This is a genomic window from Candidatus Enterococcus avicola, from assembly GCF_047470845.1.
Taxonomy (GTDB): domain Bacteria; phylum Bacillota; class Bacilli; order Lactobacillales; family Enterococcaceae; genus Enterococcus_D; species Enterococcus_D casseliflavus.
Map to the genome: position 1 here is coordinate 1 of NZ_JBLGTY010000012.1, position 22,394 is coordinate 22,394.

The 22,394-nt window shown below is 44.0% G+C and carries 18 protein-coding genes and 1 other annotated feature; of the genes, 1 reads left to right on the forward strand and 17 read right to left on the reverse strand.

All coding sequences use genetic code 11. The features are described from left to right. Window positions 1-131 precede the first annotated feature (131 nt). The 9 genes from ACI3E5_RS10815 to rpsB all read right to left on the reverse strand — a co-directional run bounded on the left by ACI3E5_RS10815 (window position 132) and on the right by rpsB (window position 12,801). Entirely contained in the window at window positions 132-4,481 is a 4,350-nt protein-coding gene (locus tag ACI3E5_RS10815; RefSeq protein WP_074933062.1) for a PolC-type DNA polymerase III, read from the reverse strand. 118 nt (window positions 4,482-4,599) lie between these two features. Beyond that, complete coding sequence (locus ACI3E5_RS10820; RefSeq protein ID WP_005229438.1) at window positions 4,600-6,309, reverse strand: proline--tRNA ligase; 1,710 nt, start codon at window positions 6,307-6,309, stop codon at window positions 4,600-4,602. Window positions 6,310-6,378: 69 nt separating this feature from the next. Further along, the gene (rseP, locus tag ACI3E5_RS10825) at window positions 6,379-7,647 is read right to left on the reverse strand and encodes an RIP metalloprotease RseP (protein WP_498821672.1); all 1,269 of its coding nucleotides are present in this window, start codon (window positions 7,645-7,647) and stop codon (window positions 6,379-6,381) included. Between the two features lie 149 nt (window positions 7,648-7,796). Beyond that, window positions 7,797-8,603 (reverse strand): phosphatidate cytidylyltransferase, encoded by an 807-nt coding sequence (locus tag ACI3E5_RS10830; protein WP_010749318.1) that lies wholly within the window; start codon window positions 8,601-8,603, stop codon window positions 7,797-7,799. Further along, on the reverse strand, window positions 8,600-9,400 hold the full coding sequence (gene uppS, locus ACI3E5_RS10835) for an undecaprenyl pyrophosphate synthase (protein ID WP_015510051.1): 801 nt from the start codon (window positions 9,398-9,400) through the stop codon (window positions 8,600-8,602). Before uppS ends, ACI3E5_RS10830 begins: the two co-directional genes overlap by 4 nt. A gap of 191 nt (window positions 9,401-9,591) precedes the next feature. Next, entirely contained in the window at window positions 9,592-10,149 is a 558-nt protein-coding gene (gene frr, locus ACI3E5_RS10840; RefSeq protein ID WP_498821675.1) for a ribosome recycling factor, read from the reverse strand. A 1-nt stretch (window position 10,150) separates the two neighbouring features. Continuing rightward, the gene (gene pyrH / locus ACI3E5_RS10845) at window positions 10,151-10,873 is read right to left on the reverse strand and encodes a UMP kinase (protein ID WP_005229433.1); all 723 of its coding nucleotides are present in this window, start codon (window positions 10,871-10,873) and stop codon (window positions 10,151-10,153) included. Window positions 10,874-11,020: 147 nt separating this feature from the next. After that, the gene (gene tsf / locus ACI3E5_RS10850) at window positions 11,021-11,902 is read right to left on the reverse strand and encodes a translation elongation factor Ts (protein WP_005229432.1); all 882 of its coding nucleotides are present in this window, start codon (window positions 11,900-11,902) and stop codon (window positions 11,021-11,023) included. A gap of 110 nt (window positions 11,903-12,012) precedes the next feature. Next, entirely contained in the window at window positions 12,013-12,801 is a 789-nt protein-coding gene (gene rpsB / locus ACI3E5_RS10855) for a 30S ribosomal protein S2 (protein WP_498855869.1), read from the reverse strand. A 302-nt stretch (window positions 12,802-13,103) separates the two neighbouring features. On the opposite strand from rpsB, the gene ACI3E5_RS10860 reads away from it, so the two are divergent. Beyond that, window positions 13,104-13,574, forward strand: coding sequence for an arginine repressor (locus tag ACI3E5_RS10860; RefSeq protein WP_005229424.1), 471 nt, complete (start codon window positions 13,104-13,106; stop codon window positions 13,572-13,574). Between the two features lie 82 nt (window positions 13,575-13,656). On the opposite strand, the gene argS is transcribed toward ACI3E5_RS10860, so the two are convergent. From argS to galT, 8 genes are all read right to left on the reverse strand, one after another. Beyond that, window positions 13,657-15,348, reverse strand: a complete 1,692-nt coding sequence (gene argS, locus ACI3E5_RS10865; RefSeq protein WP_005229423.1) for an arginine--tRNA ligase — start codon at window positions 15,346-15,348, stop codon at window positions 13,657-13,659. 128 nt (window positions 15,349-15,476) lie between these two features. Further along, window positions 15,477-15,670 (reverse strand) — a binding site (T-box leader). 79 nt (window positions 15,671-15,749) lie between these two features. Then, complete coding sequence (gene argF / locus ACI3E5_RS10870) at window positions 15,750-16,763, reverse strand: ornithine carbamoyltransferase (RefSeq protein WP_325845625.1); 1,014 nt, start codon at window positions 16,761-16,763, stop codon at window positions 15,750-15,752. Between the two features lie 137 nt (window positions 16,764-16,900). Further along, window positions 16,901-17,920: a tRNA (adenosine(37)-N6)-threonylcarbamoyltransferase complex transferase subunit TsaD gene (gene tsaD, locus ACI3E5_RS10875; RefSeq protein WP_015510054.1), complete on the reverse strand. Its 1,020-nt coding sequence runs from the start codon at window positions 17,918-17,920 to the stop codon at window positions 16,901-16,903. Next, window positions 17,913-18,386, reverse strand: coding sequence for a ribosomal protein S18-alanine N-acetyltransferase (gene rimI / locus ACI3E5_RS10880; protein ID WP_498821680.1), 474 nt, complete (start codon window positions 18,384-18,386; stop codon window positions 17,913-17,915). The genes tsaD and rimI (ACI3E5_RS10880) overlap by 8 nt, the downstream gene beginning before the upstream one ends. Further along, entirely contained in the window at window positions 18,379-18,921 is a 543-nt protein-coding gene (gene rimI, locus ACI3E5_RS10885; RefSeq protein WP_005237007.1) for a ribosomal protein S18-alanine N-acetyltransferase, read from the reverse strand. The genes rimI (ACI3E5_RS10880) and rimI (ACI3E5_RS10885) overlap by 8 nt, the downstream gene beginning before the upstream one ends. Beyond that, window positions 18,905-19,630 carry a tRNA (adenosine(37)-N6)-threonylcarbamoyltransferase complex dimerization subunit type 1 TsaB gene (gene tsaB, locus ACI3E5_RS10890; protein WP_010749312.1) on the reverse strand — a complete coding sequence of 242 codons (726 nt, stop codon included), beginning with the start codon at window positions 19,628-19,630 and terminating at the stop codon, window positions 18,905-18,907. The genes rimI (ACI3E5_RS10885) and tsaB overlap by 17 nt, the downstream gene beginning before the upstream one ends. A gap of 265 nt (window positions 19,631-19,895) precedes the next feature. After that, complete coding sequence (locus tag ACI3E5_RS10895; protein WP_005229404.1) at window positions 19,896-20,876, reverse strand: LacI family DNA-binding transcriptional regulator; 981 nt, start codon at window positions 20,874-20,876, stop codon at window positions 19,896-19,898. A 32-nt stretch (window positions 20,877-20,908) separates the two neighbouring features. Beyond that, the gene (gene galT / locus ACI3E5_RS10900) at window positions 20,909-22,393 is read right to left on the reverse strand and encodes a UDP-glucose--hexose-1-phosphate uridylyltransferase (RefSeq protein ID WP_325845624.1); all 1,485 of its coding nucleotides are present in this window, start codon (window positions 22,391-22,393) and stop codon (window positions 20,909-20,911) included. Window position 22,394 lies beyond the last annotated feature (1 nt).

The window sequence follows — 22,394 nt, forward strand, 5'->3', positions numbered from 1 at the left end:
TCAAAAGGATATTTTGCCATACAAATAACGACCCCCAAAAGTTAGATTTTTTGGTCTAACTTTTGGGGGTCGCTTCAATACTAGATGCTGCAATGATGGGCTTATTTTTTTTTTAGTGAACAGCCGTTGGCTTACAACATATCGAACAACGACAACTGATTTTCATCTGGTAGATCTTTTAGAACACCGTTATCCGTCATGTATTCAATCAATGTCTTAGAAACTTTCCCGCGATTGGCGAGGTCTTCTTTCGATAAGAAGGGACCATCTTTTCGTGCTTCCACGATTTGTTTCGCTACGTTCAGCCCTAAACTCGGTACTGCTCGGAACGGTGCGATCAATTTTTTCCCGTCGATCACGAAGTTTTCCGCATCCGATTTATACAGATCGATCATCCCGAATTCATAGCCGCGCTCTAACATTTCATTGGCTAACTCCAGAACCGTCAACAGATTCTTTTCTTTCGTTGATGCATCCAATCCTTTGTCAGTGATTTCTTGCATCCGTTCTTTTACGGCATCTTTTCCTTTTGACATGGCAATCAAATCAAAATCATCCGCCCGGACAGAGAAATAAGCACAGTAATAGAGAATTGGGAAGTACACTTTAAAGTAAGCCACCCGCAACGCCATCAAGACATACGCCGCAGCATGGGCTTTCGGGAACATGTACTTGATCTTCGAACAAGAATCGATATACCATTCTGGGACATTGTTCTCCCGCATCGCTTGCAAGTAAGTATCCCGCAAGTCGTCAGGGATCTTGTTCCATTGTCCTTTACGGACCGTCTCCATGATTTTAAAGGCCATCCCGTCATCTAAGCCAGCATGGATCAAATACACCATGATATCATCCCGACAGCCGATTACTTCCGCTAGGCTGGCATCTCCGCGACGGATCAATTCTTCCGCATTGCCCAACCATACATCGGTACCATGGGAAAGACCAGAGATCTGCAGGAGTTCAGCAAAGGTCGATGGATGGGTTTGATCCAGCATCCCTCGCACAAAGCGGGTACCAAATTCCGGGATGCCTAATGTACCGGTTTTCGAATAGATCTGCTCTTCGGTCACGCCTAACACATCCGTGCCGCCAAAAATACGCATCACTTCTGGATCATCGGTAGGGATGGTTTTAGGATCGATGCCTGATAGATCCTGCAGCATCCGAATGACCGTCGGATCATCGTGTCCGAGGATATCCAGCTTCAAGATATTGTCATGAATCGAATGGAAATCAAAGTGGGTCGTTTTCCACTCCGCATTTTGATCATCCGCTGGGTATTGGATCGGGGTGAAATCATAAACATCCATATAGTCGGGAATAACGATGATCCCCCCCGGGTGCTGACCAGTCGTTCGTTTGACGCCTGTGGCACCTTTTGCCAGGCGATCGACTTCGGCTGCTCGATAATGAAGATTATGATCGCGCTCAAAGCCTTTTACGAAACCAAAGGCTGTTTTATCGGCTACGGTACCGATCGTTCCTGCACGATAGACGTATTCTTCACCGAAGAGTACTTTCGTATAGTTATGGGCTTCTGGCTGATATTCCCCTGAGAAGTTCAAATCGATATCGGGTACTTTGTCGCCGTGGAAACCAAGGAACGTTTCAAAGGGAATATCGTGGCCATCTTTGTTCAGACGGGTGCCGCATTTTGGACATTTTTTCTCTGGCATATCATAACCAGAACCATACGAACCGTCTTCGTAAAACTCAGAATACTGGCAATCAGGACAATAATAATGAGGAGCTAATGGATTGACCTCAGTGATCCCCGTCATGGTTGCCACGAAACTAGAACCGACTGATCCCCGTGACCCTACTAGATAGCCGTCTTCATTGCTTTTGTGAACGAGTTTTTGTGAGATCAAATAGATCACGGAAAAGCCGTTCCCAATGATCGAATCAAGCTCTTTTTTCAAACGTTTTTCCACGATCTCTGGTAATGGATCGCCGTATAACTCTTTGGCACGGTTGTAACTTAAGTCGGTGATCTCTTGTTCAGATCCGGGAATCTTTGGTGTATACAAATCATCTTTTACCGGAATGACTTTTTCACAAAGATCAGCGATTTTATTCGGGTTCGTCACCACGATTTCTTTCGCTACTTCTGGACCTAAAAATTGAAAAGCGGTCAGCATCTCATCCGTAGTACGGAAGTGCACGTCTGGTAGGCTATGACGATTCAACGGATTGGCGCCTCCCATTGAATTGATCAAGACCTTGCGATAAATGGCGTCTTCTTCGTTTAGGTAATGGGCATTCCCAGTAGCCACAACGATTTTCCCTAACTCTTCCCCCATTTTTACCAGATTCCGAATGATGTCTTCTAGGTCTTTTTCACTTTTCACGAGTTCCGTTTCCAAAAGATGAGCATAAACTGCTTTGGGCATGACTTCGATGTAGTCATAAAACTTGGCAAGTTCTCGTGCTGCATCGACCCCTTTTTGCATCATTGCGACAAAGACTTCTCCTTTATCACAGGCGGTTCCGACTAACAATCCTTCCCGCAATTTCACCAATTCTGAACGTGGGATTCGTGGGACTTTATCATGGAAGTACTTCACATTCGACATCGAGATCAGCTTGAATAAATTCTTCAATCCTGCCTGTGTTCGAGCCAAGATCGTGGCATGGAAGGGTCGAGCTGCTTTGTAGGAGTTCTCGCCCCCCACGTGTCGGTTCAACTCTTCGTGCAGCAGCATCTCATGTTTTTCCATTGCTTCTTTGACAAAGATCCATGCTAAATGACCGGTTGCCTCCGCATCGTAGATCGCTCGGTGATGTTGTTCTAAGCTGACGCCGAATTTTTTGGAAAGGACACCTAAACCGAATCGCTTAAACTCTGGATACAAATAACGAGCGAGTTCCAATGTATCAATGACCGGATTCTCCGCTTCTGGAATACCGTATTTTCGATAACTGGTATTTAAGAAGCCCATATCAAATGACGCATTGTGGGCAACTAAAATGGCTCCTTCAGAAAACTCACGGAACAAACGTAAGACTTCTTCTTCTGATTTTGATCCGCGAACCATTTCATCGGTGATTCCCGTCAGTTCTACGGTCGTTCGCGATAACGGATGACCTGGATCGATAAATTCATCAAAGGATGCCTCCACGTTGCCTTTATGCATCCGCACAGCGGCCAACTCAATGATGGTGTCGTATACTGCAGACAACCCAGTGGTCTCCACGTCAAACACGATATAAGTAGCATCGGTCAGTGGAACAGGCTGAGGATTGTAGGCAACCGCTACGCCGTCATCCACGATATTGGCTTCCACACCGTAAAGAATTTTAACACCAGCCTTTTCTCCTGCATGATGGGCATCAGGGAACCCTTGCGCTCCACCATGATCGGTGATCGCAATCGCCTTATGGCCCCATTTGCCTGCTTGAGCGACAAAATCCGCCACGTTGTTGGTGGCATCCATCGTACTCATATTGGAATGCAGGTGGAGTTCGACCCGTTTCTCGCCCTCAGGTGCATAGTCTTTGCGGGCTTCGTGTTTGACTTCCAGCAAATCTTGCGCATTCATAACGAGATCTCGCATGAAGGTATCTTCTTGGACGCTACCGCGTACTTTGACCCAACTACCTTTAGCAATGGCATCAAAGACTTGTTCATCTTTTTCATTGTTGGAGAATTTTTTCACACTAAACGACGACGTATAGTCGGTGATTTTTAAGATCAAAATCTTCCGTTTTGAACGCAATTCGCGGACTTCTTTATCAAAGACATAGCCTTGGATCGTGACCCGACGTTCTTCCTCAATGATATTGATCATCGGTGTCACAGGTTCATCGGCAGGAATATTACGTCCCAAGGCGATTGGTCCGTCAAATTCGACTGTTTTGACTTCTTTTTTGCGTTGCTCGTGAGCCATTAAGTTCTCAGCAGCTTGTTGTTGGAACGCTGCTGTTTGCTCTTCCTTGCGTGCTTCAAGTTCTTTTAAGGCCGCCTCCGCTTGCTCTTGGTCTAGCTGCGGCAAGATCCGAAATTTTTGAAAGCCGAAGGTACTATAATTTTCCTCAATGATCGGCAAGTACTGCTGCTGCAAAATCGTGATGACCGCATCATTGTTGACTGGCAAAATCACTTTGTTCTCTTGCAGCACAGGCATTTGGTTTTTGATCACTTGATGAACCAATGGTCGATCACAATTTTGATTGGCTAACGCTAATGGCCAATATTCTTGAATGAATTGCTCATCAAAGGAACCATCTTGAGCTTCAATGATGATACGAACTTCCGCAATCTCTTTAAACGCCAATTCAATATGTTGTTTAAAGGACTGATACACCATCACCGGTAATAAACGTTCAAATTGGAAATAAAACGTCCACGCTTTTGATTGTCGATGCACGGTCACTTGTTTGATTTGGGCAGTCTGCATCAACGGATGCTGCCGAAGATTTGGGGCAGCTGCAATTTGGTCTAATAATATCTCAAAGGTCTCTCTTTCTTTTGACAATTGAAGATCCTCCTTTTCTCAGTACTCACTAGTATACCTCTTTTTGCCCTCATTTTCATTAAAAAATCGAGAAAGGATTTCCTCTCTCGATCTGCTATTCATTCTTGTTCGTTCCTGTTTATTCCTGATTGGCTAACAAAATCGTCAGGGTCGAAGCGACTTCTTCTTTTCTCACTTCAACGGTCGCACCAGTATGCTTGATTTTGATCTCTACGATGCCTTCTACGGCTTTTTTACCGATAGTCAAGCGAATCGGACAGCCAATCAAATCGGCATCTGCAAATTTGACCCCTGCACGTTCATTGCGGTCATCTACCAGCACTTGATAGCCGACTTGGTTCATCATTTCTTCTACTTCTTCACTTAAGGCATTTTGATAGCTATCTTCAATCGACGTTTGAATGATATGCACATCAAATGGGGCAATTTCTTGGGGCCAATCGATCCCAAATTCATTGCCGTATTGTTCGACGATCGTTGAAAGCAGCCGAGAAACCCCCAGCCCATAACAGCCCATGATGATTGGTTGCTCATCGCCGTTTTCATCGACAACCGTCGCTTCTTGCGCCTCACTGTACTTGGTTCCTAACTTGAAGATATGGCCAACTTCGATTCCTCGCGTAAAGGTTAAGGTTCCTTTTCCATCTGGGGAAGGATCACCTTCTTGAACCAAGCGAAAATCGGCAAAGGCTAATGGTTGAAAATCACGCCCCACATTCGCATTGAGATAATAGCTTTGTTTTTCTGCCGCTGGAACGATCAGATTCGCCATATCTTGGACATGCTGATCGGCGTACAACTGGATCGAATCAGCAAGCGCAATGGGACTGCGCAGCTGCGTCTCACTCGTCAGATAAGACTCCGCTTCCTCAACAGTCAGCACCTTCACTTGATCAGCGGCTAAGTAATGCTTGACCTTTGTTTCATTGAGGCTGTGATCGCCTCGTAATAACACCATAATGACTTGCTCGTCAACGAGTAATAAAGATACTTGAACGATTTTTTGCAAGTCTGTTTCGTATGCCTGCGCCAGCTCCTCTAACGTTAAAGGCTCATCCTGAACGACTTTTTGTAATTCTAAATAGGTCTCGTGAGATTTTTTGGCGATGTATTGACTGGTTGCTAATTTCCAATTGGCGACATAATCACTTTCGGTCGAGTAGCAGATCAGCTCTTCGCCGATCCCCGACAATGCCAAAAATTCTTTCGAATCTCTGCCACCCATCAAGCCATTGTCCCCGACCACTGCCCGATACTCGATCCCACAGCGTTTCAATATTGCATGATAAGCCATTTCGTAACGATTATAGGTTTGATCTAAGCTGGCTTCATCGGCGTGAAAAGAATAGCCATCTTGCATGATAAATTCACGGCTGCGGATCAATCCAAAACGCGGCCGCTGTTCGTCCCGATATTTCGTTTGGATCTGATACAAGCTCAATGGCAGCCGTTTATAAGACGTGATCTCGTTTTTGATCAATGTCGTAAACGGCTCTTCATGAGTAGGTCCTAAAACGATCTCTCGTTCGTTTCGATCTGTTAATCGATACAAGGATTCACCATACAATGAGGCACGTCCTGACTCCTTCCATGGCTCATACGGAAGCAAAGAAGGCATCGCCATCTCTACGGCATCGATTTGTGCCAATTCTTCACGGATGACCCGCTTGATTTTTTCTAACACCCTTTGTGCTAGCGGCAAGTAAACATAAATGCCTGCCGCCACTTGTCGAATATACCCTGCCCTAACTAACAGTTGATGACTTAACGTCTCCGCATCACTGGGGGTTTCCCGCAATGTCGGAATCAAACATTTTGACTGTTTCATTTTTTTCTCCTTTGCTACAAAAAATCATGTTCACCCGATCAACAATTGATTTGCTTGTGCGTCTTATTTTTAAAAGAAGAAACGTTGGATATCATTCCAGGTAACGAGAACCATCAGCAGCATCAAAAACCCAAACCCAATCAGAGTAATGATACCTTCTTTTTCTTGGCTGATTGGCTTGCCTCGCAAACCTTCTAAAATATTTAAAACCAGCTTACCGCCATCCAATCCAGGAATCGGTAATAAATTAAAGATCCCCAAGTTGATAGAAATCATCGCCATCATCGCGATCACCGTTGTTACCCCTTGCGATGCAGCTTGAGAAGACAGTTGGAAAATCGCTACCGGTCCACCCAATTTATTGATATCTGGTTGGGCAATCAAGTTGCCGACTGCTCTAAAAATCACCAGTGAATTGTCAATGGTCGTTTGCAAGCCGCCCAGTAAGATATCTCCGATCCCAGTTTTTAAGGAAGCGGTGATCCCTAAGAAACCAATCGTGGTCTCCCCTGATTCTTGACTCGCAGGAGTTGCCGTCAAATCAAGTGTTTCTGATCCTCGTTTGACTGCTAGAGCAATCTGAGTATCTGGGTACTTTTGGATCTCAGTCGTTAATTCTGACCAGTTAGAAACATCGACACCTTCGACAGCTAAGATTTCATCGCCATTTTGCAGCCCTGCTTCAGCTGCCGGTGTTCCTGCTTCGATTCCTGTCACGATGGTTGCATCTTGATTCGCAACACCACCTTGTGCAAACACCAACCCAGTGAATAAGACCAAGGATAAAATAAAGTTGTTCATCGGTCCAGCAAAATTCGTCAGCATTCGCTGCCAAAGCTTTGCGGACTGGAATTGAACGTCTTTAGGTGCGATCCGAACTTCAACGCCATCTTCATGGATGATCGTTGCATCATGATCCACAGCGTACGTAATCGCTTCTTGTTCATTGCCATTGATGAACCCTGTGATCGTCAACTTCCCCTCCAAGTCAAAGTCGGTCACTTCCATAGGGATCGCTTGCGGCAATTGGATCTTTTTGCTCGTATTGATTTTGATAACTTTGCCAGTTGCATCTTGAACCAAGGAGACTGGCATACCTGGTGTTAATTCTGTTTCATCTTCACCCCAGCCCGCCATTTGGACATACCCGCCTAATGGCAGCATCCGAATCGTGTAGGTCGTCCCATCTTTCGCTTGATGCGCGAACAATTTAGGCCCCATACCGATGGCAAACTCTCTTACTAAAATACCTGCCCGTTTTGCAAAGAAGTAGTGTCCAAACTCGTGAATCACTACCACTACGGAAAAGATAATGATAAATACAAGTATCGTTTTCATGCTCGTTCCTCTCTTTCACAGCATCCCTCTCATTCAGGGCAGCCTTTCCTTATTTTATCACACCGATTCCCGTTGAGGAACTCACATTCCCGTTGTAACAAGAATTTAAAAAAAGAAGCGCAAGCCAAGCCTGCACTTCTAAATAATTTCTAAAAAACACCGAATAAATACATGATTGGAAACACAAACAGCATGCTATCGAAGCGATCCAAGATCCCGCCATGTCCTGGCAAAAGATTGCCTGAATCCTTCACGCCATAATGACGTTTGATTGCCGATTCCACTAAATCCCCGAATTGACCAGCGATCGAAAAGAGGACCGTCAATAAGATCATGATGGCACTACCATGTCCAAAATAATCTTTCCCTGGAAATGCCAGCAGATACAAACCGGCTACGACCACCGCAGCAGCAATCCCGCCTAGGGCCCCTTCGATCGTTTTATTAGGGGAAATCTCTGGCCATAATTTTCGTTGACCGTAACGCCGTCCCACCATGTAAGCCCCAATATCTGTTGCCCACACGATAAACAGACCGAAAACTAAAACGACTAAGCCATCTGTTGCTGAACGTGCCGTCAAGAAACGTTCAAACCCGACACCCGTATATAAGCTGACGATCACTGGAAAACCAGCTTCATCGATAGTATACGTATTTTTAGAAATAACCGCGATCCCTAGTAATAAAAGGACGATTACATAATACAAGGCACTTTTATCTGTGCCCTCTGGCAAAAAGAAAAACCAGCGTTCTTGAGGTAAAACTAAAATCACCGCACCGATGATTGAAAGAATTCCTTCAAAACTGAAAACAGCTAGTCCTTTCATCCGAAATAATTCATAAACACCAATCCCTGCCATCGCTGCTGCCAGCAATTCGACGGCAATGCCGCCAACGTAAATAATTGGCAGGAAAAAGGCTAATGCGACGACCGCAGTGATTACACGTTGTCTCACTCTTCTTCCTCCTTCGTTTTCAAACCGCCAAAACGCCGGTTTCGTTGTTGAAAGCTCCCGATCGCATCTTCTAGTAAAGCAGCATCGAAATCAGGCCAGAGCGCTTTCGTAAAGAATAATTCGCTGTAAGCAATCTGCCATAACAAGAAGTTGCTGATACGTTCTTCGCCACTCGTGCGAATCACCAATTCAGGATCACGTAACGCGTTTGGCAAAAAACCAGTCATCAAATGTGTCGCCAGCATGTCTTCCGTGAGCTTGGGCAGGGCTTCCTCCGAAGCTGCAAGCTCTTCATAAAGGGCTTGGACCGCGGTCAAAATTTCTGCGCGGCTGCCGTAATTTAAAGCAAAATTCAAGATCATCCCAGTATTATCTTTGGTTTGGTCAATCGCTCGCTTGACCGCTTCTTGTGTGTGTTCGGGTAAAGATTCCGTGAACCCCATCACTTTGACTTGAACATTTTCTTTGATCAGCTCAGGAACAAACGTGTCGAAAAAGTCGACGGGCAGTTGCATCAAAAAGTCCACTTCTTCGTTTGGCCGTTTCCAATTCTCTGTTGAGAACGCATAAAGAGTCAATACTTTCACACCAAGGTGTGAAGCATGTTTCGTGATCTTTTTTACCGTCTCCATGCCTTCTTTGTGACCAGCTACTCTTGGCAAGCGCCGGTTTTGCGCCCATCTGCCATTGCCATCCATAATGATCGCGATGTGTTGGGGAATCGGCAGTGATGGATCAAATTCATGTTCAGCCGCTTCTTTGATATATTTGTCTTTTTGTGGAAAAAAACGCAGCATCGTATTCGCTCCTCTTCCAATTCTTGAAATTCATCTTTTACATTATAACAATAATCAGATTTCTTGCCTATGAAAACCAAGAAAAGATTTCCATATTAAGAAAAAACAAAAAACCAGTCGTGATATTCAAGTACATACGGCACTTTCGACCATAAAAAAAGAGCCGCTGAAGCGACTCTTCGTCATTCCTTTTAAACCTCAAGTAGTTCTTGTTCTTTTTCAGCTGCGATCGCATCGATTTCTTTGATGCTGTTATCTGTAGCAGTTTGCACTTCTTTTTCAGATTCACGCAAATCATCTTCTGTAATATCGCCAGCTTTTTCTTGTTTCTTGTAAGCTTCCATCGCATCACGGCGAATGTTACGGACCGCGATTTTCGCATTTTCAGCTTCTTTTTTCACGTCTTTGGCTAATTCTTTACGACGTTCTTCCGTTAATTGAGGAATCACCAAACGAATGACGGTTCCGTCATTGGCAGGCGTGATACCAATATCACTTTGCATGATAGCTTTTTCTACTTCTTGGATCATTGTTTTGTCAAAAGGTGTGATCATCAAAATTCTTGCTTCTGGAATCGTAATTGAAGCCATTTGGTTCAAGGGTGTTGGTACACCATAGTAAGTAACCATTGCGCGGTCTAAGATGCTCGCATTCGCGCGGCCAGCACGGATTTGTCCTAATTCCCGCTGCAAGTTTTCTGCTGCTTTTTTCATTTTGTCTTTTGCTTCTGTTAAAATTTTGTCAGCCATGTTATTTCCCCCTTACTGTCGTTCCAATATGTTCACCTAAAATGGCGCGGCGAATGTTTCCATGCTCATTCAAGTTGAATACGACTAATGGAATATCGTTGTCCATACTTAATGAACTTGCGGTTGAATCCATTACTTGCAATCCTTTAGAAATGACTTCTAAATGGGTCAATTCTTCAAATTTCACAGCACTTTGGTCCGTTTTAGGATCTGCTGAGTAGACGCCATCAACATTGTTTTTCGCCATCAAAATGACATCAGCGTTGATTTCAGCTGCCCGTAAGGCTGCGGTCGTATCAGTTGAGAAATAAGGGTTTCCGGTTCCGCCTGCAAAAATGACGACCCGCCCTTTTTCTAAGTGACGTTCTGCTCTGCGACGAATATAAGGCTCTGCGATTTGACGCATTTCGATCGAAGTTTGGACACGCGTTGGTACACCAGCATTTTCTAGCGTGTCTTGTAATGCTAAAGCATTCATCACAGTCGCTAACATGCCCATGTAATCAGCTTGTGCTCTTTCCATCCCCATTTGCGCGCCGATTTGTCCACGCCAAATGTTTCCGCCGCCGACCACGATCGCCATCTGTACGCCTAATTCGTGGACTTCCTTGATCTCTTTAACGATCTCTTGGATCGTCGGTGGTTTGATCCCAAAGCCTTCGTCACCCGCTAATGCTTCACCACTTAATTTTAATACAACACGTTGATATTTTGGTTTGCCCATCATGATTCCTCCGTACATTCTCCAATACTATTGTAGCATATTGGTGCTCTTTCGTTGAAAATTATCTACACTATTTCTTCAAAAACCGTTTTTGCTTAAAAAAAGGGAGCGCACTTCCATGCGTTCCCATCTGTTCGAGGAACAGAATTATTTTTTCACTTGGCTCATTACTTCTTCAACGAAGTTGTCTTCGCGTTTTTCGATACCTTCGCCGACTTCAAAGCGGACAAAAGATTTCACAGTTGCGCCTTTTGATGCAACATATTTTTCAACTGTCATATCTGGGTCTTTAACGAATGGTTGGTCAACCAAAGCGATTTCTGCTTTAAATTTCTTCAAGCGTCCTTCAACCATTTTTTCAACGATGTTCGCTGGTTTGCCTTCGTTCAATGCTTGTTCTGTCAAGACTTGTTTTTCATGATCCAATTCTTCTTGAGAGATTTGTGCTTCGTTCACGTAGCGAGGGTTGATCGCTGCAACGTGCATTGCAACGTCTTTCGCAACTGATTCGTCAGTTGTTCCTTCAAGAACAGTCAATACAGCAATACGTCCGCCCATGTGTAGGTAACCGCCGAAAGCAGCATTGTCATCTTTTTCAACAACTTCAAAACGACGGAAGCTGATTTTTTCTCCGATTACTTGTGTTGCTTCGATCAACGCAGCATCCATTGTGCCTTTAGAAGTTTCTAATTTTAAAGCAGCATCCATATCAGCTGGTTTGTTTGCTGCGATTACTTCAGCGATTTCTTTTACTAAGTCTTGGAACATTTCGTTTTTAGAAACGAAGTCAGTTTCTGAGTTCACTTCAACGATTGCTGCTGTGTTGCCGTTGATCGCTACAGATGCTAAACCTTCAGCAGCAATACGGTCGTTTTTCTTCGCAGCTTTTGCCATACCTTTTTCACGTAATAAGTCTACGGCTTTTTCGATGTCGCCTTCTACTTCAACTAATGCACGTTTTGCGTCCATCATTCCTACACCAGTCATATCGCGTAATTCTTTTACTAATTTAGCTGTTACTTCTGCCATTTTTTGTTTCCTCCTAAATGTTTTTAAACAAGATTGCTTGTCTTTAAAAAAAGCTGTTTCAAAGGAGAGTGAGGCTTGGCGCCTAGCCTTTGAAACAGCTCCATCATTTATTATTCAGCTGATGCGTTGTCGCCTTCGACAACATCAACGATTTCTTCGATTGAAGTTGCGTTTTCTGTTGATTCAGCAGCAAAATCTTCTTCTGCTACTTGGTCTTCGCCTTGGTTACCTTCGATGAAAGCATCTGCCATTTTCGCAGTGATCAATTTAACGGCACGAATAGCGTCATCATTTGATGGGATAACAACATCGATTTCGTCTGGATCACAGTTTGTATCGACCATCGCTACGATCGGGATATTTAATTTGCGTGCTTCTTGGATCGCGATACGTTCTTTACGTGGGTCAACAATGTACATTACATCTGGAATTCTTGGCATATCAGCGATACCGCCTAAGAATTTTTCAAGACGTTCGCGCTCTTTGTTCAAGCCAACGACTTCTTTTTTAGGAAGAACAGCAAATGTGCCATCTTCTTCCATTTTGTTGATTTGTTTCAAACGAGCAACACGTTTTTGGATTGTTTCCCAGTTTGTCAAAGTTCCACCTAACCAACGATGGTTAACATAGTATTGACCTGAACGGATTGCTTCTTCTTTGATTGCTTCTTGTGCTTGTTTTTTAGTACCTACGAACAATGCAACGCCGCCTTCTTCAGCAACATTTTTCATGTAGTCGTAAGCTGCGTCTACTAATTTCACTGTTTTTTGCAAATCAATGATGTAGATGCCGTTTCTTTCTGTGAAGATATATTTCTTCATTTTTGGGTTCCAGCGACGAGTTTGGTGACCAAAGTGTACGCCGGCTTCTAGTAATTGTTTCATTGAGATTACTGCCATGTTGTGTTTCCTCCAATTTGGTTTTTTTGTTTTCCTCTCTTGCTCTTTTACTCCTTGAAGAACTGAATCGATCAGCACCGCTTCGCAGATGGAACAAGATGTGGGATTGACGTGAAAAACTCACGCCTTAAACAGTATACAGTAGCTAAAAAAGAAATGCAACTGATTCAAATGAAAAACTACGATTCGTGGTCCAGCTTTTTTTTAACGTTCTAATTCTTTTCTTATTATATCTAGGTTTTTTCGGCTTTATCTGCTATGATAAGGCTGACTTAATCAATCATGCTTAAAGGAGTTTACCTATGCGAAAAGCTGATCGCCATTTACTTATTAGACAAATCATTACTGAACATACTGTACGCACGCAAGAAGAATTATTGCAGCAATTGGAAGCCCAAGGTGTCTCCGCCACGCAAGCGACCATCTCTCGCGATATTCGTGATTTGAAAATCGTGAAAGTGCCCGATGAAACAGGTCAGACGAAGTTTGTCATTTTTCAAGGAATGCAATCGTCAGAAGATGAAAAAGAAGAAGAGCAGCGTTTGATACAGATGATCGAAGACGTTGTCACTAAAGTAGATCGTGTGCAATTTATGACGTTGATCCATACCGTTGCGGACAATGCGCCTTTGCTTTCGGCTGCGATCGATGAAGTGACTATGCCAGAAAAAGTTTGCTCGTTGGCGGGCTTTGATACAGTAGCGGTGATTTCCCGTAGCGACGAAGATGCCGAAACTTTTTATCAATTTATCAGAAACCACGCGGTCTTATAAGACACCGAACAAATGTGACCTATCTGTATTTTTACTACAAAAAAGCTGTGTCCTTGTCGAAACAAGGACACAGCTTTTTTTGTTACATTTTGTCGGGTGCATGTAAACCAAGCAACCGTAAATCTTCTTTTAATAAGGTCGTTACTGCATAAACTAGAGCCAGACGTGCGTCTTTTTCCGCATCTTCAGCCAAGATTTTCACATTGGCGTAATACTTATTAAAGGCCTGTGCCAATTTGATGGCATGTTTAGCAATGACGGATGGTTCATATTTTTCTGCTGCTTGCAGCACGGTTTCTGGGTAGCGCTGAATCAATTTGATGACTTCCCAGCTCTCAGTATCTGCCAATGACAAACTGCTGACAGCAGCAGGATCAAAGTCGGCTTTTTCAAGAATGCTCATGGCACGGGCATGAGAATATTGCACATAGGGTCCGGTCTCTCCTTCAAAACGGACAACTTCTTCTAGCGTAAAGTCGAAATTATTCAAACGGTCATTTTTCAAGTCGTGGAAAACGACTGCCCCGACACCGACTTGTTTTGCAACTTCTTCTTTGTTTTCAAGCGTTGGGTTCTTTTCAGTGATTTGTTCTTTCGCTGAATCGATCGCTTCATTCAATACTTCTTCTAAAAGAACGATCTTCCCTTTTCTCGTAGATAATTTTTTCCCATCTTTGGTGATCAATCCAAATGGTACGTGGGTCATATCATCTGCCCACTCAAAGCCCATTTCCTTCAAAACAGCTTTTAATTGCTTGAAGTGATAACTTTGCTCATTTCCTACCACGTACAATGATTTGGCAAAATTGTAGGTCCGTTTGCGGTACAGCGCTGCGGCCATGTCCCGGGTGATGTAAAGAGTCGCACCATCGGATTTGCGGATCAAGGCTGGATTTAAGTCATACGCAGCCAAATCAACGATCTCTGCCCCTTGGTCTTCTTTCAACAAGTGTTTTTCCTCTAATAATTCCACGACTTCTGTCATTTTATCATTATAGAAAGCTTCGCCATTCAATGAATCAAAGGAAACTTCCAACATATCATAGATTTTATTGAATTCTTTTAATGATTCATCACGGAACCATTGCCACAAATCCATTGCTTCTTGGTCACCATCTTCTAGTTTCTTGAACCAAGCTCTCGCATCATCTTCTAATTGTTTATCTGTCTCGGCAGCTTCGTGAAAATCAACATACAAACGCAACAGTTCGTTGATTGGTTCCGCTTTGACTGCTTCTTCTGACCCCCATTTTTTATAGGCCACGATCAATTTCCCAAATTGTGTGCCCCAGTCGCCTAAATGGTTGATGCGAATTGGCTGGTAACCGATTTTTTCTAAAATAAAGCCGATTGAGTTACCGATCACAGTGGAACGCAAATGCCCCATTGAGATGGGTTTGGCAATATTTGGTGAAGACATATCGATGGGTACTGCTTGCTGATTGCCGATGGTTTGATCGCCAAAATGATTTTTTTCTTTGAGAACCATCTCTAAGACGTGGGCAGAGATTGCTTTTTTATCCATAAAGAAGTTTAAATATGGACCGACCACTTCAATTTTTTCAAAAGACGCTTGATCGATTTTTTCTGCTAAGTCTGCGGCAATTTGCTGCGGCGCTTTCCGATAGACTTTTGCTAGCGAGAAGGCTGGGAATGCCACATCCCCATGGTCGGCTGACTTTGGATTTTCCAGTAATTGCTGAACTTGTTCGATCGATAGATCTTCTTTTACTACTTGATGGATCGCTTGTGCGACAATTTCTTTGTTATTCATAGTATCCCTCCTATAATGACTGAACCCATTTTTTGATGAAACGTTGTTTGAAGCAAGCAAACAGTTGTATGTTTTTCATGCAAGAAATGATTGATAAAAACAAAAAAAGCCTCTAGCGCATAACATGCACTAGAGACGAGATTTCCCGCGGTACCACTCTGATTGTCCTTTTCGGACCTACTTTTTTCTGATAACGGCAGAATTCCGTTTGCTTGGCAAATTCTCACAAGTGCGTTTCACAATCTGATCAATTCGGCTTCCACCACCCCGAACTCGCTAACTGATACTCGAATCGCTACTTCTCTTGTTTCATCAAATCAAGGCTATTTACTTCCCAGAAAGTATAGCAAAGAAATGTTTGTTTGGCTAGCGAGATTTTGGCATTTTCAAAAAAAATTATTTTATACTTTAGGAATAAATAAATCTCCAGCAGTCACTGCCATGATCGCTTTGATTGAGTGCAAACGATTTTCGGCTTGATCAAATTGACGGGCATACTTGCTACGAAAGACCTCATCAGTGACTTCCATCTCAGAAATTCCATACGCCTGCGCTGCTTTTTTGCCATACGTGGTCTGATCATCATGAAATGCTGGCAAACAATGCATAAAAATCACTTGATCGTTTTGTGTTTTTTTCATCAACGATTGGTTGACTTGATACGGCAGCAGCTGTTCAATCCGCTCTTGGAATTTTTCTTCTTCACCCATTGATACCCAAACATCGGTATACACGACATCAGCGCCTAGAACACCTTGATCCACATCATCAGTCATCAAAATCTTTGCGCCCGATTGCTTGGCATAGGCTTGTGCCTGTGCGATGATGGTTGCTTCTGGCTGCAAGACTTTCGGAGTGACGACATGAATATTGACCCCTAAAATCGCACTGGTCACTAATAAAGAATTAGCGACATTGTTGCGCCCATCCCCACAGTATGCGATGGTCAAGCCAGTCAGCTCACCGAAGTTTTCTTGAATGGTTAAAAAGTCAGCGATCATTTGCGTTGGATGCCATTCATCCGTTAAGCCATTCCAAACAGGTACGCCTGAATAGTTGGCCAGATCTTCGACAACCTGCTGACTAAAACCGCGAAACTCGATCCCGTCAAACATGCGGCCGAATACTTTGGCGGTATCTTCAACGGATTCTTTAGACCCCAACTGAATATCATTGGCCCCTAAAAATTCCGGATGTGCCCCCAGATCCACCGCTGCAACCGTAAAGGCTGCTCGCGTCCGTGTCGAATTCTTTTCAAACAAAAGTGCAATGTTTTTGCCATCTAAATAACGATGTGGTTGATTGTTGGCCTTCATCCCTTTCAAGTGCTGGGAAAAATCAATCAAATATTGTAGTTCTTCTTTTGTAAAATCCTTTTCTGCTAAAAAACTGCGTCCTTTAAAAACCGATGTCATTGCATACCCGCCCTTCAATTAACTAATAATTATACATTATGATATCAAATGATGAAATAAAATACAACGGAATCTTCTATTTGCTCATAAAGAAACCAAAAAAAAACACCTAAGAACGGATCTTAGGTGCAATCATCTTAAGAAATCGTATGGGCAAAGCTGACACTTGGATCAGCATTCAATGAAAGATCTGCTAAGCGCTGCTTTTTCAACGCAACATGGGCATAAGCTCCAATCATGGCCGCATTATCTCCGCAAAGACGCAACGGTGGAATCAACAATTCCACTTCCGGCAATTCCTGCATCGCTTTTTGTAAAGCGTCACGCAAGCCTTGATTCGCCGCGACTCCCCCAGCAACGATCAGCTGGTTTACAGGATAAGCTTGGCATGCCCGCAACGTTTTGTGAACCAATACTTCGACAACGCTGGCTTGGAAACTAGCTGCTAGATTTTCTACTGACAAAGCTTCCTCTCTTTGCTGTGCATTATGCACAAAATTGATAAAGGAACTCTTTAAGCCGCTGAAACTAAAATCAAAATTATCTTCTTGTATCATTGCTCGAGGAAAGTGATACGTATCACTGCCTAGATGCGCAAGGCGATCAATTTCTTTCCCACTAGGATAAGGCAACCCCAGAACACGACCGACTTTGTCATAGGCTTCACCCGCGGCATCATCTCTCGTTTCACCGATAATCTCAAAAGAGCCATCTTCTGCCATATACACCAATTCGGTGTGGCCACCGCTGACCAATAATGCCATTAAAGGAAAAACCAATGGCTTCACTAGGCGAGCTGCATAAATATGTCCTGCCATGTGATTGACCGGAATCAGCGGTAAGCTGTGGGCCCACGCAAAGGCTTTTGCTGCAGAAAGCCCAATCAACAGTGCCCCAACCAACCCTGGACCATAGGTAACAGCAACAGCTGACAACTCTTCAGGTTGGGTGTCGGCCTGTGTCAATGCTTCTTCGATACATAAAGTAATCTGTTCGACATGGTGACGACTAGCGACTTCTGGTACGACACCGCCGAAGCGCTGGTGGCTCTTGATCTGCGAAGCAACAATGTTACTTAAAATAGTGTCGCCGTTTTTAATCACTGCCACACTGGTTTCATCACAACTGCTTTCAATGGCTAAAATCAATTCATTCATTTGATTTTTGTCCGCCTACTTTCTTTTCCATAATCAACGCATCCTCTTCTGGTTGACTGTAATATTTTTTTCTACGACCGATGACTGTATAGCCCATACGTAAATAAAGAGCTTGTGCTTGCAAATTCGACACACGCACTTCAAGATAGATGCGCCGACCATCGGTTTGTTCCACGAGCGATTCCATTTGCTTCAACAATTCTTTCGCCAAACCACGACCTTGATACGCTGGTAAAACCGCTACATTAAACAACTCTGCTTCATCCAGCACTTGCTGAAAACAGAGAAACCCAATTAGCTCTTGATTGGTTTTTCCATAACGGAACAAATAGCGACTGTTGCTGTTTTGCAAATCTTGTTGAAATTGCTGCACATTCCAAGGCGAGCCAAAGGGATAGCTCTGATCTGCCAATGACCAGAGCATTTGCGGTGTCGGGATCGTTTGATCTGCTTGTTCGTTAGTCATTTAAAAATTTCACCATATCCAATGCGTCTTCATTGCCTTCGGTGTAGTACGCCGTTTTGATCGCCTGTGAAACAAACCCGAGGGTCCGATACAAACGTTGCGCATCACGATTGCCCAGGCGAACTTCTAATGTCAAACGGTCACATTTGTTTTTCCTTGCATAACGTTCGATTTCTCCTAGCAAGAAAGAACCGATCCCTTTTCCTTGATAATCAGGAATGATCGCGATATTGGTGATATGGGCATCAGCGCCTAAAATCCGCACCCCGATAAACCCAATCATTCGCTCATTATGCAAGATGCCCAAATAAAGATGTTTGACCCGTGAATAAAGCTCTGACAAAAAGGCGCTCTTGGTCCAAGGCAGTTCCCCCGCATACACGAGACGCTCCACCTGCAGCAGCTCTTTAATGTCATCTCCGACTAATTCACGAACAACGTACGTTTCCCCTCGTATCTCTTTTTTACGCTCTGGGTATTGAATCTGACGGAAAAGAGCCAGCTTTCCCGTCATCGTTTTAAATTTTTTCAACATAGGCATCCACTCCCGGTTCATGCGAGGCTAACCATTTTTCTTCGGCTTCAACTAATTTTAAATAGTCTGGTACAAAATCATGGATCGAAGCGACCGGCGCTTCTTCTTTCGCAATAGCAGCTAAAACAACGCCATTCGGGTAATTCCATAACGACACTTGATTGATATGGGCTGTCGGCAGTTCCGCCTCGATCATGTCTTTAAATTTGATGGTATCGGCGCCGACAAATAGCACTTCTTGACCATCGACTGCTTTTAACTGGGTCAATAATTCAGACAGTGAGATATGCTGGTCTTTTATCCTTGTTTCTAAGGTCCCATTATGCCATTGGTAGGCACCTGCGTAGACATTTTGACGGCGAGCGTCAAACAACGGCACGATCACTTGCGATACGCCCACACAATTGGCAGCGACTGCTTTCAAACTAGAAACACCAATCAGCGGGATGTTCAATGTTTGCGCCAGCGTTTTTGCTGTTGTGACGCCGATTCGCAAACCTGTATACGAACCAGGACCTTTCGCAACAACGATTTGCTCCAGCTCTTTAGGTGCCATCCCCACCGCTTGCATCAATCCATCAATGGCAGGCATCAATGCTGTGCTGTGGTTTTTGATCGCCATCGTCTGGCTTTGTCCCAACACTTCTTGACCATCGACCACCGCAACCGCCAGTGTCTGGTTTGAGGTATCAATCGCTAATGTTTTCATCTATCTTCTCCCCATTCAAAAAACTCTCTCATATTCTACCATATTCTAATCAAATGCCCAACCAAGTCTCCAAAAAGATGCCTGCGTTTAGAAAAAAAGCAATAGGACAACAATACCCGAACCTTTGAAAAAAGCAAGCACGGCTGCAGCTGCAAACCGACGAGGCTGTTTAAAGGTTCGGGTAAGACGATAGTCATTTTTTTTGTTATTCCATTAAAACTCAGTTGACGTGTGTAACGACATCCTTCGGTGATTCAACTGGTTGCTAGGAGGATTGGCGCGTGATCAGTTCCGTTGCGATCGTAACTTTGCGAGGAACGGGGGCTGCATTCGTAATGATATCCAGCAAGGTCGTCACTGCCAGCTCCCCCAGCCATTCCGTATGAACTTTGATGGTTGACAGCGTCGGAAAGACGTACTTTGCAACACTGACATCGTTGAAGCCGATAATTGCGATCTCCTCAGGAATCTTGATGTTTTTTTCTTGCAAAGCACGCATAGCGCCAATCGCTAAGGCATCACTGGAAGCAAATAAAGCACTTGGCAACTCTTTGTTTTGCTGCAAATACTCTTTCATCGCCTCATAACCGCCCTCTACTGTAAACGGTGCGCTGAGATGATATTGTGGGTGGTGCAGCTTCAACCGACGGAGCCGTTCCTCAAAAATTCGGCGCCGAGGGTCTTCGATTTCTTGGTGATGATCCTTGGTAAACTCAACGCCTGATAACAAGCCGATCCTTTGGTGGCCTTTTGCAATAAAGTCATCGATCACTAAATCCACCGCTTGTTGAAAGTCCACCACCAGGGAATTGACGCCTTGAGCCAATGCGTCAAAATCGACCATCAACAAATTGGCTTGGCTTTTTTTCAATTGTCGAATCTGGTGATCATCGAATTTTCCTAGTGCAATCGTTCCATCGACTGCGGTATCAGTCAATCCTTCGTAGGGTTCTTTCAGCAAACGAATCCCTAATTCTTCGGTTTTGTTTTCAATCCCGATACGGATCGCTAAATAGTAAAGATCCGCTAATTCTTCCTCGGTATCAAACCATTGGATCAAGCGCATACTACTGGTTTCTGGCTGACTCTTTTTTTTATGTTTTGTGTAATTGAGTGCTTCTGCGGCTTTAAAAATTTTCTCTTTGGTTTCAGAACTGACCGATAATTCTGAATCGTAATTCAGCACCCGTGATACAGTGGCTGGCGAGACGCCAGCCTGTTGTGCAATATCTTTGATCGTTGCCATCTTCCAGCCTCCTTTTTTTGCGGGGAACTTTTTTATAAAGTAGCTATAAAGCGAGCAAAGGCCGCTTGCCCTGTCTGGTCTCGCTTGAAGACGCCTGCATGCGTCAATACTTGTGTAAAGACTTCCCCTAATGCATTACGTAAAATCTGCGACACGTTTTCGGCATTGCATTCTGGGTGCTGGGCTTTGATCACATCTGCCCAAGGAATATGGTATGCCGCGATTTGATTGGGCTGATCCAATAGATAAGCAGTCACTTCTTCTAGTTCCGGAGCTAAACGCGGCGGGAGAACTGCCAAGCCCATGACTTCAATCAATCCGATATTTTCTTTTTTGATATGCTGCACTTCTTGATGCGGATGAAAAATGCCGTCAGGATGTTCTTTGGAAACATTATTATCCCGCAAGACTAAGTCCATTTCAAACAGCTCTCCTTGCTTGCGTGCGATCGGTGTCACCGTATGATGAGGCGTTCCATCTTCTGAAAAGGCATTGATCGAAACACTTGGATCTGAGTACTGTTGCCATTGGGCTAACACATATTGGCAAGCGGCGGCTAATTTTTGTTTGTTTTTCGCTTGTAGTCGTATCACCGACATTGGCCACTTCACGATCCCCGCAGCGACATCAGGAAAACCAGTTAAAGAAAAGTGTTGCTCGATCGGCGCTTTTGCCATGGCAAACGTGTGCCGTCCCCCTTGATAATGGTCATGAGACAAGATCGAACCCCCAACGATCGGCAGATCGGCATTGGACCCGACAAAATAATGCGGCATCACTTCAATGATCTGCAACAAGCGAGCGAAGGTTTGCAAATTGATTTTCATAGGACGATGGTCTAAAGAGAGAAAAATCGAATGCTCATTGTAGTAGGCATAGGGCGAATATTGAAAGCCCCATGCTTCATTATCCAAATTCATACGGATGATCCGATGGTTGGTCCGTGCTGGATAATTGACTCGTCCTTGGTAGCCTTCATTTTCCAAACACAACATACATTTCGGATAATCTACAGAAGCAGCAGCTCCTTCTTTCGCTATTTGCTTGGGATCTTTTTCAGGTTTTGATAAATTGATCGTGATCTCGATCTCCCCATATTCGGTATCAACTGGGAACACGATATTCTTTGCGATGGCCCGAGTCTTGATGTAATCATTTTGACGGCACAGCTCAAAGAAATAATCCGTCGCTTCTTTAGGATCATTGGCATAATGCTGCGCAAAAAAAGCATTGACTACTGAAGGCGGTGGCGTCAAAAAGTCCATCAACTGGGCTTCAAAGATTTCTCTTTCTGCGTGAGAATCGCCAATTTGCTGATTGCTCAAAGCGCATGCCACCAGCTCGTCCATCAAATCAATGGAAGAACGATCGACAGAACGAATTTCACTAGGCTCAAAAACAGCTTCCCCGATCATGGCTAGTACTCGGTTTTGCAAATAAATACGATCCATTTCCATCCAGCCGCCAGCCTTGATTGCTAAAGTGACGAAATCGCTGATTGTTTGGCTGATCGTCATT